At 70.5% G+C, this 14,706-nt stretch carries 11 protein-coding genes and 2 pseudogenes; 4 read left to right on the forward strand and 9 right to left on the reverse strand.

The features are described 5' to 3' along the window. Positions 1-68: 68 nt before the first annotated feature. The 6 genes and pseudogenes from recN to LRS10_RS21030 all read right to left on the reverse strand — a co-directional run bounded on the left by recN (position 69) and on the right by LRS10_RS21030 (position 7,124). Positions 69-1,766 (reverse strand): DNA repair protein RecN, encoded by a 1,698-nt coding sequence (recN, locus tag LRS10_RS21005; protein WP_257838942.1) that lies wholly within the window; start codon positions 1,764-1,766, stop codon positions 69-71. A gap of 41 nt (positions 1,767-1,807) precedes the next feature. Continuing rightward, a complete protein-coding gene (locus LRS10_RS21010) occupies positions 1,808-2,710 on the reverse strand; it encodes an outer membrane protein assembly factor BamD (protein ID WP_374570760.1) in 903 nt (300 codons plus the stop codon). Positions 2,711-2,830: 120 nt separating this feature from the next. Further along, a pseudogene (gene lpxC / locus LRS10_RS21015) lies at positions 2,831-3,722 on the reverse strand (UDP-3-O-acyl-N-acetylglucosamine deacetylase). A gap of 198 nt (positions 3,723-3,920) precedes the next feature. After that, the gene (locus LRS10_RS21020; protein WP_257838944.1) at positions 3,921-4,139 is read right to left on the reverse strand and encodes a hypothetical protein; all 219 of its coding nucleotides are present in this window, start codon (positions 4,137-4,139) and stop codon (positions 3,921-3,923) included. Between the two features lie 109 nt (positions 4,140-4,248). Beyond that, positions 4,249-5,760, reverse strand: coding sequence for a cell division protein FtsZ (gene ftsZ, locus LRS10_RS21025; protein ID WP_257838945.1), 1,512 nt, complete (start codon positions 5,758-5,760; stop codon positions 4,249-4,251). 278 nt (positions 5,761-6,038) lie between these two features. Next, positions 6,039-7,124, reverse strand: a complete 1,086-nt coding sequence (locus tag LRS10_RS21030) for a phytase (RefSeq protein ID WP_257838946.1) — start codon at positions 7,122-7,124, stop codon at positions 6,039-6,041. Between the two features lie 365 nt (positions 7,125-7,489). On the opposite strand from LRS10_RS21030, the gene LRS10_RS21035 reads away from it, so the two are divergent. The 4 genes from LRS10_RS21035 (at position 7,490) to LRS10_RS21050 (ending at position 11,542) form a co-directional block, all read left to right on the forward strand. Beyond that, positions 7,490-9,496 (forward strand): TonB-dependent siderophore receptor, encoded by a 2,007-nt coding sequence (locus LRS10_RS21035; RefSeq protein ID WP_257838947.1) that lies wholly within the window; start codon positions 7,490-7,492, stop codon positions 9,494-9,496. Positions 9,497-9,508: 12 nt separating this feature from the next. Next, positions 9,509-9,745 (forward strand): hypothetical protein, encoded by a 237-nt coding sequence (locus tag LRS10_RS21040; protein WP_257838948.1) that lies wholly within the window; start codon positions 9,509-9,511, stop codon positions 9,743-9,745. Beyond that, positions 9,742-11,016, forward strand: coding sequence for a phosphoesterase (locus LRS10_RS21045; protein WP_257838949.1), 1,275 nt, complete (start codon positions 9,742-9,744; stop codon positions 11,014-11,016). Before LRS10_RS21040 ends, LRS10_RS21045 begins: the two co-directional genes overlap by 4 nt. Before the next feature lie 64 nt (positions 11,017-11,080). Then, positions 11,081-11,542, forward strand: coding sequence for a hypothetical protein (locus LRS10_RS21050; RefSeq protein WP_257838950.1), 462 nt, complete (start codon positions 11,081-11,083; stop codon positions 11,540-11,542). Here the strand turns inward: LRS10_RS21050 and ftsA are convergent. From ftsA to LRS10_RS21065, 3 genes and pseudogenes are all read right to left on the reverse strand, one after another. After that, entirely contained in the window at positions 11,539-12,879 is a 1,341-nt protein-coding gene (ftsA, locus tag LRS10_RS21055) for a cell division protein FtsA (protein ID WP_257838951.1), read from the reverse strand. The genes LRS10_RS21050 and ftsA overlap by 4 nt on opposite strands. 23 nt (positions 12,880-12,902) lie before the next feature. Then, positions 12,903-13,817, reverse strand: a complete 915-nt coding sequence (locus LRS10_RS21060; protein WP_257838952.1) for a cell division protein FtsQ/DivIB — start codon at positions 13,815-13,817, stop codon at positions 12,903-12,905. Then, positions 13,729-14,693, reverse strand: a pseudogene (locus LRS10_RS21065) (D-alanine--D-alanine ligase). Before LRS10_RS21065 ends, LRS10_RS21060 begins: the two are co-directional and overlap by 89 nt. Positions 14,694-14,706 lie beyond the last annotated feature (13 nt).

Genomic DNA, 14,706 nt, shown 5'->3' on the forward strand with positions numbered 1-14,706 from the left:
ACCTCGATTTCGGGGAGCGATTTGGGCGGCTTCATCGCGGCAAGGTCTAGCCTGCCCCGCCCGCCTCGTCAGGCGCCGATCAACGCCCGGGCGGCGGCGCGGGCCGCGTCGGTGATCTGGGCGCCGGCCAGCATGCGGGCGATCTCCTCCTCGCGGTCGGCGGGAGGCAGCACTTCCACGGCGGTGCGGATCCGCTCGGCATCGCCGGCCTTGGAGATCCGCCAGTGCGCCTCGGCGCGAGCGGCGACCTGCGGACTGTGGGTGACGACGAGCACCTGGGCGTTCCCGGCCAGCTTCTTCAGCCGAAGGCCCACGGCGTCGGCCACGGCGCCGCCGACGCCCTGGTCGACCTCGTCGAAGATCATCAGCGGCTGCGGCCCGGCGGCGCGCCCGGCCAGCGACGCCTTGAGCGCCAGGGCGAAACGGGCCAGCTCGCCGCCCGAGGCGATGGCGCCCAGGTCGCCGAACGGCGCGCCCGGGTTGGTGGCGATCTCGAAGGCGACACGATCCAGGCCGGCCGGGCCGGCGCGGTCTTCCGCCAGCGGCTCGACCGCGACGCGGAAGCGGGCCTTGTCCAGCTTCAGCGGCGCAAGCTCGCTCATCACGGACAGGGCCAGCCGCTCGCCCGCGGTCTGGCGGCCGTCGGTGAGCCGGGCGGCGGCCTCCAGGTATCGGGTCCGGGCGGCGGCCAGCTCGGCTTCCGCGGCCTTGAGGGTCTCCTCGGACGACTCCACCGCCCGCAGCCGCTCGGCGAAGCGGACGCGCAGCACCGGGAGCTCCTCCACGGCGACATTCAGCTTCCGCGCCAGGCCGCGGAGGTCGAACAGCCGCTCCTCGGCCTTTTCCAGGCGGTCGGGCTCGAAGTCGAACGCCGCGGCGGCGGCGTCGATGGCCGCCTCCGCCTCGCCGGCCTCGATCAGCACGCGATCAAGCGCCTCGGAGGCCTGGCTGACGCACGCCACTGCGGCGCTGTCGGCCCCGGCGCCCGCGGCGACAGCCCTCTCCCGCGCGCGCTCCAGCGCGCGCACGGCTGAGGCGACCTTGGTCGACAGGCCGTCGAACACCTCGCGCGCGGCGGCGATGTCGGCCAGCGCCTTCTCGGCCGACCCCAGCAGCGCCCGCTCTTCGGCCAGGGCGGTCTCCTCGCCCGGCTTCGGGTCGAGGCGGTCCAGTTCCGAAAGCCGGAAGGTCAGTTCCTCGGTCTCGGCGGCGGCGCGGGCGACGTCCTCGCGCAAAGCCTCCACCCTCTCGCGGGCGGCGCGCCAGTCCCGATGGCGGGCGGCGACCTCGGCGGCCAGCGGCTCCAGTCCGCCGAAGGCGTCCAGCATCGGCCGGTGGGTGCGGGCGTCCAGCAGGCCAACCGTCTCGTGCTGGCCATGCACCTCCAGCAGCAGCTCGCCGATCTCCTTCAGCACGCCGACGCCGGTGGCCTGGTCGTTGACGAAGGCGCGGCTGCGGCCGTCCGCCGACAGCGACCGGCGAAGCACAAGATCTTCGTCGCGGGCGTAGGAAAGGCCCTTCTCTTCGAGCAGATCCCAGACCGCGTGCTGGGGCGAAGGCGCGAACACGGCGGTGGCCACGGCCTGGGACGCGCCGCGCCGCACGAGGCCCGAGTCGGCGCGCATGCCGGTGGCGAGGCCAAGCGCGTCCAGGATGATCGACTTGCCCGCCCCGGTCTCACCCGTAAGCGCGGTCAGGCCCGGCCCGATGGACAGGTCCAGGGCCTCGATCAAGACGACGTCGCGGATCTGCAGGCCGATCAGCATGGCGCTCAGGATCGTACGGAATCAGGGCGCCCGGAAAGGGCTCAGTTCGCCTTCGGTTCCGCCGCACTCGCGGCGGCGTCCGTGCTGGCGGCCGGCGCTTCGGCCGCGGGCGGCCGGATGGTCTGGCCCTTGTCCTTGCGGAACGGCAGGCGAAGCAGGCCCCGCTTGCCGTCGCCGGTGGGCTCCACCGCCGGGCGCAGCCCCCGGTCGTTGAGCAGCCGGTAGGCGTCACGGTACCAGGGATCGCCGGGATAGTTGAAGCCGAGCACGGCGCCGTTCTTCCGGGCCTCGTCCAGCAGGCCAAGCGTCAGATAGCCCTCCACCAGACGGTACAGGGCTTCCGGCGTGTGCGTCGTGGTCTGGTAGCGGTCGACCACGGTCTTGAAGCGGTTCACGCCCGCCAGGGTGTCCCCGTTGCGCAGATACCAGCGGCCGACGGTCATCTCCTTGCCGGCCAGCTGGTCGTTGACCATGTCGATCTTCAGCCGCGCGTCCTGGGCATACTCGGTGGTCGGATAGCGCTGGACGACCGTGCGCAGGGCTTCGAGCGCCTGGGCGGTCGCCGCCTGGTCTCGGCCCACGTCGACGATCTGTTCGAAGTAGCAGATGGCCTTGATGTAGTGGGCGTAGGCCGCCGCCGGGTTGCCGGGGTACAGCTGAATGAACCGGTCGGCGTCGCCGATCGCCTCGGCGTAGTCGTTGGACTGATAGTGGGCGTAGGCCTGCATCAGGATCGCGCGGCGCGACCACTCCGAATACGGGTGCTGGCGCTCCACTTCCTGGAAGTAGTTGATGGCCTGGTTCCACAGGCCCCGGTCAAGGCGGTTCGCCCCGGTGGCGTAGAGCAGCTCGACCGGCCGTTCCTCATAGACCAGCCGCGGCCTTTTCTTCTGGCCTGCGCAGGCGGACAGGGCGAGCGCGCAGGCGGCGGCGACGAGAACCACTCGCGTAGAAGTTCGAACCGGAGACACCTTCACCTCAAGACCAACGCGCGCGCCCCCACGCGGAGAGTCGCTTCTACACCACCGACTGTGGCGAGCAAACGGCGGCGCGGTCGCAGCGGGTCAGACCGCTTCGGCGAAATCTTCGGCGAAGGTGCGGACTCGCCAGGCGCCGGGCCGGGCGACCAGCGCGCGCACCACGGCGTTGTTCAGACCGTGTCCGGCGAGCACGCCTTCGAAGCGGCCCAGGACGGGCGCGCCAAGCACGAAAAAGATCGCCGATCGCATCGAGCGCCTTGTGGCGCACGAACTCGTCGGGGCGGCGGAGGCCCTCGGGGTTCAGCACGCGGCCGCCGTCGATGACCACCGCGTTCTCCATGGAGCCGCCGCGGGCCAGGCCCATGGCGCGCAGGGCCTCGACCTCGTGCAGGAAGCCAAAGGTCCGGCAGTCGGCGAGCTCGTCGCGGAACGCAGCCTCATCCATCGGCAGGTCGACCACCTGCGTGCCGATGGCGGCGCTGTCGAAGCGGATCTCGAAGGCGACCTCGAACCGCTCGGCCGGCTTGAGCGTCGCACGCTTGTCGCCGTCCACGACCTCGACCGTCTCCAGGATCTCGATGTAGCGGCGCGGCGACTGTTGCTGGCGCACCCCGGCGCGGTCCAGCACGCGGAGGAACGGCAGGCTGGAGCCGTCCATGATCGGCATCTCGGGCCCGTCCAGCTCGACGATGGCGTTGTCGACGCCCAGCATCACGAGGGCGGCCATGAGATGCTCGATGGTCGAAACGGTCACGCCCGCGGCGTTGCCGATCACCGTGCCGAGCTGGGTCTTGCAGACCGCCTCGGGCGACACCGGCACGCGGTTGTCGCGATCGGTGACGTCGCTGCGCACGAAGACGATCCCGGCGTCAGGCGCCGCGGGGCGCACGGCCACCCGCGTGTAGGCGCCGGTGTGGACGCCTACGCCGGCGAAGAGGGCCGGAGCCTTCACGGTATGCTGGAACACGGGCGCCATCGAAGCCTGAGGACCTTCCACAAACACAAGAAGTCCGGTCACGGATGACCGAGCTAGAGCCCCACAACTGCTGCATAGGATGCTTCGATGCAGTGCAGCAAAACACTTGCTGTTTCGCTATGTTTCGCCGCGTTCGGGCTCAGGCCTTGCCTGACGCGAGTCCATCTCGCTTCCGTGACGCCCGCAGGCCGCGAGGGGTCAGCCCGCCGGATAGTCCTGGGCGCCCACCAGGTTCATGGCGCGGTCCTGGATCCGCACCTGGGCGTCGCGTCCGAGACCCGACAGGCAGCGCGCCAGGGCCCTCGCCTGGGCCTCGGCCTGGCGTCCGGATCGGAACACAAGCGGCTCCAGTTCGGCGCAGCGCACGGTCCAGCCGTCCGCCAATGGGGAAACCCAGATCACCTTCGTGTAGGTCATTGTCCGCCCTCCCGGTTGGTTGGACGCCAAAACAATAGCAGGGAGCGTGAGCTCCCTGCTTTCTCGTTTGTGTGACGATGCCGACTTTAGCCCGGTGGCGTGGCCAGAATTAGTTCGCCAGGCGGCGGAGGAAGGACGGGATCTCGAGGTCCTCGGCCGTATCCGGCTCCTGCTCGTACTGCTGCGCCTCGAGCGGCTGAGCGCCGCCACGCACCGGCGCCGCCGTGGCGACCGGGCCGGCCGCCGGACGGGCGTCCATGCGGGCCTGCTGCGGAGCCTGGGCGGGCGCATCGTAGCGCGGACGGCCGCCGAACAGGCTCAGGAAGCCGCCGCGCGGCTTGCGCGCCTCGTAGGCCGGCTCGGCGAAGAGCGGCTCTTCGTCCACGTCGGCCGGGGCCTGGGCGACAGGCTCGAACGTCCGGGCGACAGGAGCCGGCGCAGGTTCCGCCTCGGCCGCCGCGGGCATGCTGAAGATGTCGGGCTGCTCTTCCTCGCGGGCGTCCAGGCTGAACGCAGGCTCGGCCGCAGGCTCCACGGCGGGCGCGCTCGCCGCCATGACCGGGTCGGCTTCCGGGGCCTTCGGGGTCACCGTGGCGCGAAGCGGCTCGGCGGTGAGCGAGCGACGCTCCACCCGAGGCTCGATGGACGCGATCGAGGCTCCGTCCATGCCGGTGGCGACCACCGACACGCGGATCTTGCCGTCCAGGGTCGGGTCGAAGGCCGCGCCGAAGATGATGTTGGCTTCGGGGTCGACCTGTTCCGAGATGGCGTTGGCCGCCTCGTCGACTTCCAGCAGGGTCATGTCGAGGCCGCCGGTGACGTTGACCAGCACGGCCTTGGCGCCCTTCAGCGAGACCTCGTCCAGCAGCGGGTTCTGGATGGCGTTCTGGGCGGCCATCAGGGCGCGGTCGTCGCCGGTGGCCTCGCCGGTGCCCATCATGGCCTTGCCCATCTCGGTCATGACCGTGCGGACGTCGGCGAAGTCGAGGTTGATCAGGCCCGGCAGCACCATCAGGTCGGTGATCGAGCGGACGCCCGAGTGCAGGACCTGGTCGGCCATGCCGAAGGCTTCGGCGAAGGTCGTCCGCTCATTGGCCACCCGGAACAGGTTCTGGTTCGGGATGACGATCAGGGTGTCGACGTAGCGCTGCAGCTCGTTGATGCCGGCGTCGGCCAGGCGCATCCGGTGGCGGCCCTCGAAGTGGAAGGGCTTGGTGACCACGCCCACCGTCAGGATGCCGCGCTCGCGGGCGCACTTGGCGATGATCGGGGCCGCGCCCGTGCCGGTGCCGCCGCCCATGCCGGCGGTGATGAACACCATGTGGGCGCCGTCGAGGTGCTCGCCGATCTCCGGGATGCTCTCCTCCGCCGCGCTCATGCCGACTTCGGGATGCGCGCCGGCGCCGAGGCCCTGGGTCACCTGCACGCCGAGCTGGATGCGGCGATCGGTCTTGGCGAACTGAAGCTGCTGGGCGTCGGTGTTCGCCACCACGAACTCCACGCCCTCCAGGCCAGCCTCGATCATGTTGTTGACGGCGTTGCCGCCCGCGCCGCCGACGCCGAACACGACGATCCGGGGCTTGAGTTCCGTGGCGCGCGGCGCGGTGAGAGAAATGGCCATGGACCCTGCGTCCTTCCCAAATACGGTCAGAGCGCCGGCGACCCGCCCGCCTGACGCACCCTTCTTTAAGGATGGGTTTATTTGGGGACCGACATCCTTAAGCGAGCGTTAAGCCCATAGCGCGAGTCGCGATTCCGGCGAGCTTAGCCACAGGGAAAATTCCGCTTGTCCCTCAAGGACTCAGCTTCCGCCCCGGCAAGCCTGCGGCAACGCGTCCGCGCGCGACCGGTTAGCGGCGCGTTAGGCCCGGTTACCGCGCCGTTCAAAGGTGAGGCGATTCAGAGGCCGAGCGCCCGTTTCACCTCGCGCCAGTCGACCAGCTTGAAGTTCTGGCGGGCGCCGGGCGGGCCTTCATCCACGTCGTCCTGCATGACGATGAGCCCCTCCGGGAAAGCTCCGACGGCGCCGCCCAGCGCCGCTACGCCATCGGTGCCGGTCACGGCGTCGACGCCGTTCGCCGCGACCACGCTGAACCGACCGCGGTATTCCGGCTCGGGTCCGTCGACGCGGTACACCGCGAAGGCGCTGTCGCCCTGGCTGGACGCGATCAGCCAGGTGGCCGGGCCGTCCCTCAGCAGCGCCAGACCTTCCACGTCCGGGACGAGTTCGGCGGACGGGGCCCTGGCGAACAGCTGGCCGGGCGTCGCGACGGGTCCGAGGTCGAAGCGCCAGATGCCGGCCCCCTCCTCGCCCAGGTACAGGCGGTTCGCCGCCTCGTCCGCCACGCACCCCTCCGGCTGGGTCGGCACCGAGAACCGCCGTTCCTCCACGACCTGCGGCCTGCCGTCGGCGCCCGCCGAGACCTTCAGCTGGCGGACCTGGCCGTCCGTCCCGTTCACGATGACCAGGAAGGTCCCGGCGCGATCGGCCATGCACAGGCCGTAAGGCTCCGCCAGGTCGACCGGGATCGCCGCCCAGAAGTCCAGCTTGAGCGTCGCCGGATCGAGCAGGAACAGCGCCGCGCCGGCGCCGGGCCGTCCCCGATCCGAGGCGGCGACCAGCACCCGCGGTCCCGCCGGCGTCGGGAAGCCGCCACGGAGATCGACGTTGTTCGGCAAGCCGCCGGCCACATACTGCGTCTGCCGCCCGGCCAGGTCGTAGACATAGAGGCCCGACTTCTTGTCGGTGCCGATGATCACGCCCCGAGACGAGTTCGCAGGATCGACCCAGATGGCCGGATCGTCGGCGGCGTCGGCGGCCGTGGTTCCTACCGGCGGGGTCTCGGCCGCAGCCGGGACCGGCGTGCCCGCGCCCACGGTCATCTTCGGAGAGTCGGACTGCGCCTCGAATGAACCACACGACACGAGAAGTATTGATGACGCCAGAACCGACACAAAACTGTCACTGATCCGACGCCTAAACATCACTGGCCCCCGTTTCGATCGAAAACTAATTCCAGCCCCCCGAATAGATCCGGCCGAGTTCTTAGGTCAACCGGCCAGTACGGGGGATAGCTACATGACCAAGCGCTCGCTCTACGCGGTCGCATCTGCGATCTCTTTGTTGTCTGCCGCCCAAGCGCACGCGCTCGACGCGGCTGCGGCCGCCGACGACGCCGATCGCACCAAGACGGTCGAAGAGCTGATCGTCACCGGCGAAATCGCCTTCCGCAACCGGGTCGAGGGGCCCGAGCCGGTCCTCTCGTACGACCTGGAGTACTTCCAGCGGTTCGAACCCCTGACCGCCGGCGATGCGCTGAAGCGCGTGCCGAGCGTCGCCTTCCTCTCGGATGTCCTCAGAATCGGACGGCGCCCGCCTGCGCGGCCTCGATCCGGGCTACACCCAGATCCTGATCAACGGCGAGCGCGTGCCGGGCGCCGGCCTCGACCGCTCGTTCTTCGTCGACCGCATCCCCGCCGAGCTGATCGAGCGCGTGGAGGTGGTCCGGTCCGCCTCGGCCAACCGAAGCGGCGACGCCATGGCCGGCGCCCTGAACATCGTGCTGCGGGACGGCTATTCGGTCGATGGCGGTTACCTGCGCGTCGGCGCGCTCCACTTCGACGACAAGCGGGTGAAGGGGACGGTGGGCGGCGTCTACTCCGGCGAGTTCGGTCCCGGCCGCTTCATCGTCGGCGCCAATGTGCAGGGCCGTCGTAATCCCAAGCAGAAGACCAGCTGGCGCTATTCCGAACCCGGCGGGACGCTGGACGACATCGAGCTGCAGAGCGACCTGCGCGACGGGACCGATTACTCGGTGAACGGCAGCTACGACCTCAGGACCGAAACGGGCGCGCTGAAGCTCGATGGCTTCTTCGTGCGCACCAGCCGCTACGAGGACGAGGACTCCATCGAGTACGCCGGCGGGCGCATCGGTCCTGCCGACCTGCTGACCTACAACGACAACAACGTCGACATCCGCACCGACAACTGGTCGCTGGGCGCGCGCTTCGATCAGGACATGGCGGGGGGCCGCACCCGCTTCAAGATCGGCTACGCCGAGCTGAGCGACCGGCAGGATGAGGTCGAGGAGGAGTACGAGTACCTGCGCGACACCCGGCCCTTCCCGGAGGATGACCGCTTCACCGGCGACCTGACCTTCACCCGACTGAAAGACAAGGAGATCACCGGCGAGCTGTCGCACAGGCGAGACCTGGGCGGGGCGGAGCTCGCATTCGGCGTCCAATACGCCCGGAAGGACCGGGACACCGCGATCACCACCGACCGCAACCGGATCACCATCCCCAACGCGCCGGCGCCGCGGCCGACGCTGCCCGGCGACTACGGTCCGTTCCTGCCGGAAGCGGGCGGGCTGAACCACATCCGGGAAGAGCGGATCGACCCGTTCCTGATGGTCACAGGCGACGCCGGCGCCTTCGTCTGGGAAGCCGGCGTCCGGTGGGAGAACACCGACACGACGATCGAGGACGAAACCGCCGCGGCCGGCGCGCGCGACGTGAAGAACGACTACAGCTTCCTGCTGCCGTCGGCGCACCTGCGCTGGACCCTGTCGGCCGCCGACCGCATCAACCTTTCGGTCGCGCGCACCGTTCGCCGGCCGAACTTCAATTTCATCTCGCCGGCCTTGCTCGAGGCCGAGCTGGGCGACAACGACTTCTTCGGCAATCCCGACCTGAAGCCGGAGACGGCCTGGGGCCTCGACCTCGGCTACGAGCGCCGCATGGGCCGTCGTGGCGTCGCCGGCGTCAACGTCTTCTACCGCGACGTGAAGGACCTCATCGAGGTCGCCGGCACCGGTGAGGAAGGCAGCGAAGGCCCCGGCACGTTCGTGCTCAGCCCCCGGAATACGGGCGACGGGAAGGTGTGGGGCATCGAGTTCGACCTCTCGACGCCGTTGACCTTCGCGGGGCTGGAGAACACCGGGGTGTTCTTCAACTACTCCTGGCTCGACAGCGACATCACCGACGAGTTCGGCGGCCGCCGCTTCAACGACCAGGCCAAGTTTGTCCTGAACGCCGGCTTCATCCACGACCTTCCCGAATGGGGCGCCGCATTCGGGGCCACCTACCGCAAGCAGGGGAAGGCCTTCGGCCGGATCATCGGCGAGGAGGTCACCACCACCTACGGCGCCGATCTCGAGCTGTTCGTCGAGAAGCGCCTCAGCGACCGCTTCGTGATCCGCCTCACGGGCTCGAACCTGCTCGACGGCAAGAAGAGGGAAGCCTTCGATAAGTTCAACACCATCGAGGATCAGATCGACCGGGACTACGACGAGTTCGAGCGGGAGGCCGAGGAGGCCGGACCGGTGTTCCAGCTCGTCGCGCGGATGACGTTCTAGGAGAGCTCAGCCATGCGGCGACGCCACGCGATCCTGGCCGGCGCGGCGCTCGCCGCCGCCCTCGCCGCCCTCGCCGCCCCGGCGAGCGCTCACCCCGGACATCAGCACTTCCAGCCGGTCCCGGGCGCGAAGGCCAGCGGCGCCGATCCGGCGAAGCGCACGTGGCTGGCGGGCGACCATCACGTCCACAGCTGGTTCAGCGTCGACTGGAAAGACGCGACGGACGGACGTTCGCCCCCGAGCCGGTGATCGGCGGCGACAGCAACAACACGATCCGCACCAACGCCAAGCGGGCGGCGGAGCATGGCCTGGCCTGGATGGCGGCGACGGACCACGGCGGCCCCAACCATTCCAAGCTGAACAGGGACCAGGCCTATCCCGAGGTGCTGCAGGCCCGGCGGGAAACCCCCGGCCTGATCCTGTTCTTCGGCATGGAGCTGGACACGCCGGGCGCGGAACACTCCAGCGTGATCGTGCCGAAGACGCCGGCCGAACGCGACACGCTGTTCGGCATCGAAAGCGGCTACAATCGGCGCGAGCCCTGGCCCGCCGATCCCACCTGGGACACCGAACGGCGCATGCTCGATGCGCTGACCCACATGCGGGCGTTGCCCGCGCCGCCCGTGGTGATCGCCAATCATCCGTCCCGCACGGCCGACGGCGTCGGCCAGTATGGCAAGGTCAGCCCGCACGAACTGCGGAACTGGAACGACACCGCGCCGACCGTCGCCGTCGGCATGGAGGGCGCGCCCGGGCACCAGGCAGGGCCCCTGCTCTCGCCCGGAAGCGCCGATGAGGAGCACCGTGCTCGGGGCGCCTATCGTCGCGCGCCGACGATGGGCGGCTTCGACCAGATGGCGGCCATCGTCGGCGGCGTCTGGGACTCCATGCTCGGCGAAGGCCGCCGCTGGTGGATCACCGCCACCTCCGACTCGCACCGCCACTACACCGAGGGCGGCTCCGACTTCTGGCCCGGCGAATATTCCAAGACCTATGTCAAGGCGACACGGACCTACGACGACGTGCTGGACGGCCTGCGCAACGGCCGGGTCTTCGTCACCCTGGGCGACCTCGTGTCCGAGGTCGACGTCACCGCCCAGACCGCCGACGGCCGGCGCCGGGCCGAAATCGGCGGCGCGCTGAAGGTCCCGAGAGGCTCGGACGTCGCCATCGTCATCCGCGTTCGCGATCCCGCGGGCGAGAACTTCGGCGGCTCCACGCCCAGCGTCGCCCGCATCGACCTGATCCGCGGCGACGTCACGGGTCCGGCCGCCGACCGCAGCGCCGACCAGAACCCGACCGCACGCGTAGAGAAGCGTTTCGGCCCCGCCGACTGGGCGCGGGACGGCGAGCGGCTGAACATGGTCTACACGCTGAGGAACGTGACGGCCGACGGCTACGTACGAATCCGCGGCACGAACGGCGCCGAACTCGAGCCTGCCCCCGACGCGATCGGCGAGGACCCGTGGGCCGACCTCTGGTTCTACGCCAACCCGATCTTCATCGAGGTCGAGGACTAGCCGCCGCCGGAACCGGCTCTGGTCAAGCTCGTTTCGGTTGCGGGACGGGGACCCGGAGAACGACATGCTCAGGACGATCGCCTTGACCGTGGCCATCGCCTCGGCCCTTGCCGCCTGCTCCGCCCTGCCCAGGACCGCGCCGGCCCCGACCGCCCCGCCGGCCTTCTCGGCGCGCATTGACATCCAGGATGTGAGCGGATCGGCGGCGTCCGGGGTCAGGACGCCGCCTGGGACGGCCCAGACCCTCGCCGAGGCCGTGCGGACGGAGGTCGGCCGGGCCCCGCAGGGCGGGCCGGCAGCCCGGCTTGTCTTCGTGATCGCGGACTACCGCCCGGCCGGCCGCAACGCGAAGACCGCCCGAATGACGGTCAAGGTAAGCATCACGACACCGAGCGGCGCGGCCCTGCGCCAGTTCGCCGTCACCCGGGAAGCGACCGGCGGGGCCGCGGAGGCCCGGGCCACCCTGATCGCCCAAAGCGCCGAGGCGATCGTCAGGATCGCCCGGGGTGAAGCGGCGCCGTCCTAGAGGTTCTCGCGCAGCCAGGCGGCGGCCTTGGCCACCGGATTGGCGCGGGGGTCCAGCGGCTCCCGGCGCAGCTTGGCCGAGGTCAGCGACTTGGCCGAGACCGCTTCGCGCGGACCGAAGGCGGCGCGGTGCAGGATGCCGGCGGCCGCCGTGAAGGCCGGGCCCGAGGCGGCGTCGGCCAGGTGCGGCACGCGGCGCGGCCGGCCCAGGCGCACCGGGCGATCGAACACGCGGACGGCGACTTCCCGGACGCCCGCCAGCTGGCTGGCGCCGCCGGTCAGCACCAGGCCCGCGCCCGGCTCCACCGGCGCGCCCGACGCCTTGAGGCGGTCGCGCAGCAGTTCCAGGGTCTCTTCGACGCGCGGGGCGATGATGCCCTTGAGCAGGGAGCGCGGCGCCACGACCGGACCCGCGCCCGGATCGTCGCCGCGGGGCGGCGCCTCGATCATCTCGCGGTCCTCGTTCGCCGAGGCGATGGCGGAGCCGTGCAGGGTCTTGATGCGCTCGGCGCCGGCGATCGAGGTCGACAGGCCCCGGGCGATGTCCTGGGTCACGTGCTGGCCGCCGACCGGCACGGTCTCGACGTGGACCAGGCTGCCGCCGGTGAACACCGCCGCCGAGGTCGAGCCGCCGCCCATGTCGATGCAGACCGATCCAAGGTCCATCTCGTCTTCTTCCAGCGCAGCCAGGGCCGAGACGAACGGCGCGGCCACCACGCCCTCGAGCTGGAGGTGGGCGCGCTCGACGCAGGCGCCGAGGGTCTGGAAGACGGTTTCGGCGACCGAGACGACCAGCAGTTCGACGCCCAGCGTCTTGCCGAACATGGCGCGCGGATCGCGCACCCCGCCCTGCCCGTCCACCGACCAGGCGACCGGCAGGATGTGGACCGCGCGGCGGCCCGGAAGCTTGATCTGGGCCAATGCGTTCTGGATGGCGCGGACGAGGTCGTTGTCGGCGATCGGACGAGCGCCGATCGAGACGCGGCCGGCCACGCGAGACGATGAGAGCTGGCCGCCAGCCGTCGCCACCGCCACGCCCTGGACGTTCACGCCCGCCACGTTCTCGGCCCGCTCCACCGCCTGGGCGATGGCTTCCGACGCCTCGTCGAGGTTGACGATCGAGCCGCCGCGCACGCCGCGCGACTGGACGTAGCCCACGCCGCAGGTCGTCAGCGTCCGGTCCGCCTTGCGCACGCCTTCCGGCTTCATGATGAAGCAGGTCACCTTCGAGGCGCCCAGGTCGACGGCGGCGATCACCTTGGGCGGCGCAAGCGCGGCCTTCAGACCATCGCGGCTGTCCTTGGCGGCGGCTTCGGGTCGGGTCGGCAGCTTGAGCATCTGCGGGGCTTTTCTTCTCTTCGTTACACGCCGGCGGCGACCAGGCCGCCCGGCGCGGTGGGACCGATGGGGGCGCGCGGCCGGACGGCCACGACGTCGGGGTTGCGCAGGTCGATGCGCTCGAAGCCCAGCTCAAGGATGCGCGAGCGCAGGTCGAGCTGTTCGAGCTGGGCCAGCGCGTCCTCCTCGCCCGCGGCGGGGAGCTGGATCAGCGAACCGTCCTTCAGGCGCAGGTCCCAGCGGCGATCGTCGACGCGGACAAGGGCTTCCAGGCGCTGCATCAGCTTTGGCCGCTGGGCCAGGACCGGCAGGATCTCGCCCGCGTGCTGTGCGCCGCCCGCGCCCACCACCAGCGGCAGGGTCGGGAAGCGAGCCGGATCGGCCTCGGGGATGATGGCGCCCTTGTCGTCGATCACCACCGTACGCCCGCCGTGCTGCCAGACGGCCAGCTGCCGGCGCTCTTCGACGGCGATCACCAGGGTGTCGGGCAGCAGGCGCACGACCTTGGCTTCCTTCACCCAGCCCACCTGTTCGACCCGGGCGCGCAAGGCGTCCAGATCCATGCCCAGCAGCGGTTGGTCCTTCTGGACGGCGGCGGCGCGGACGATGTCCGGGGTGGCCATCTTGGACGCGCCCTGGACATGGACGGCCTGCAGGCGGAACCCGGCCTGGCCGAACTGGCCGTCGACCGCTGCGGTCACGCTGTGCGCCAGGGCCTCGCCGCGACCGCCGGTGGCGAGCGTGGCGGTGACGGCGGCGATCAGCACGCCGGACGCGGCCAACAGGATCAGCTTGGGGGAGGCGCCGCCGCGCGGGGCCGCCGCGCCCTTGGCGGGTGACCGCCTGGGACTACCCTGCCCGCCCGACGCCCTGGCGGGGGCTGCCTTGGGCCGGGGCGTCGCTGCGACTCGCGATGCTCCCCGCTCCGCCGCGGGCATAGGCGTCCTCCGTGATCCACAACACAAGCCGGTCGAAATCCACGCCCTGCGCCGCCGCCTGCTCGGGGACGAGCGAGGTGGGCGTCATGCCGGGCTGGGTATTGACCTCCAAGAGGACCAGAATGTCGTTAATGTCGTCATAACGGAGGTCCGCCCGGGTAACGCCCCGACAACCAAGAGCGGCGTGTGCGCGCTCGGACAGTTCTTTCGCCTTTTCAAAGGCATGCTGCGGCATCCGGGCCGGAACGATGTGCTGCGAGCCGCCCTCCGCGTACTTGGCGTCGTAGTCGTAGAACTCTCGCTCGGTAAGAATTTCGGTCACGGTCATGGCCCTGCCGTCCATGACGCCCACCGCCAACTCCATCCCGCGCACGAAGGGCTCGACCATAACCTCGTCGCCGTAGGTCCAGGACGGCTCCAGGATTTCCTGCGGCGGCCGGTTGGCGCGATCCCGGACGATATAGACGCCGACCGACGATCCCTCGGCGTTGGCCTTCACGACGTAGGGCGGCGGCATCACGTGATCGCGGGCCACGTCGAAGCGGTTGTACAGCCCGCCGCCGGGGACGGTGACCCTCGCCGCCGCCAGCACCGCCTTGGCCTTGGCCTTGTCCATCGCCAGCGCCGAGGCCAGCACGCCCGAGTGGGTGTAGGGGACCTGCAGCGTCTCGAGGATGCCCTGGACGCAGCCGTCCTCGCCCCACGCGCCATGCAGGGCGTTGAACACCACGTCCGGCTTCAGCCGCGCCAGCACCTCCGCGACGTCGCGGCCAGCGTCGACACGGCTCACGCGGGGCCCAGCCGCTCCAGCGCATCGGCGCACTCGCGGCCCGAGACGAGGCTCACCTCGCGCTCGGAAGATAGGCCGCCCAGCAGAACGGCGACGTGG

Origin of the sequence: Phenylobacterium sp. J426 (genome assembly GCF_024699945.1) — a bacterium.
In the GTDB taxonomy this organism is placed as follows: domain Bacteria; phylum Pseudomonadota; class Alphaproteobacteria; order Caulobacterales; family Caulobacteraceae; genus Phenylobacterium.

Coding starts and splice junctions, on each gene's coding strand:
- recN (WP_257838942.1), bottom strand. CDS start 1,766: ATGCTGATCGGCCTGCAGATCCGCGACGTCGTCTTGATCGAGGCCCTG.
- LRS10_RS21020 (WP_257838944.1), bottom strand. CDS start 4,139: ATGACCTACACGAAGGTGATCTGGGTTTCCCCATTGGCGGACGGCTGG.
- ftsZ (WP_257838945.1), bottom strand. CDS start 5,760: ATGGCCATTTCTCTCACCGCGCCGCGCGCCACGGAACTCAAGCCCCGG.
- LRS10_RS21030 (WP_257838946.1), bottom strand. CDS start 7,124: ATGTTTAGGCGTCGGATCAGTGACAGTTTTGTGTCGGTTCTGGCGTCA.
- LRS10_RS21035 (WP_257838947.1), top strand. CDS start 7,490: ATGTCCTCAGAATCGGACGGCGCCCGCCTGCGCGGCCTCGATCCGGGC.
- LRS10_RS21040 (WP_257838948.1), top strand. CDS start 9,509: ATGCGGCGACGCCACGCGATCCTGGCCGGCGCGGCGCTCGCCGCCGCC.
- LRS10_RS21050 (WP_257838950.1), top strand. CDS start 11,081: ATGCTCAGGACGATCGCCTTGACCGTGGCCATCGCCTCGGCCCTTGCC.
- ftsA (WP_257838951.1), bottom strand. CDS start 12,879: ATGCTCAAGCTGCCGACCCGACCCGAAGCCGCCGCCAAGGACAGCCGC.
- LRS10_RS21060 (WP_257838952.1), bottom strand. CDS start 13,817: ATGCCCGCGGCGGAGCGGGGAGCATCGCGAGTCGCAGCGACGCCCCGG.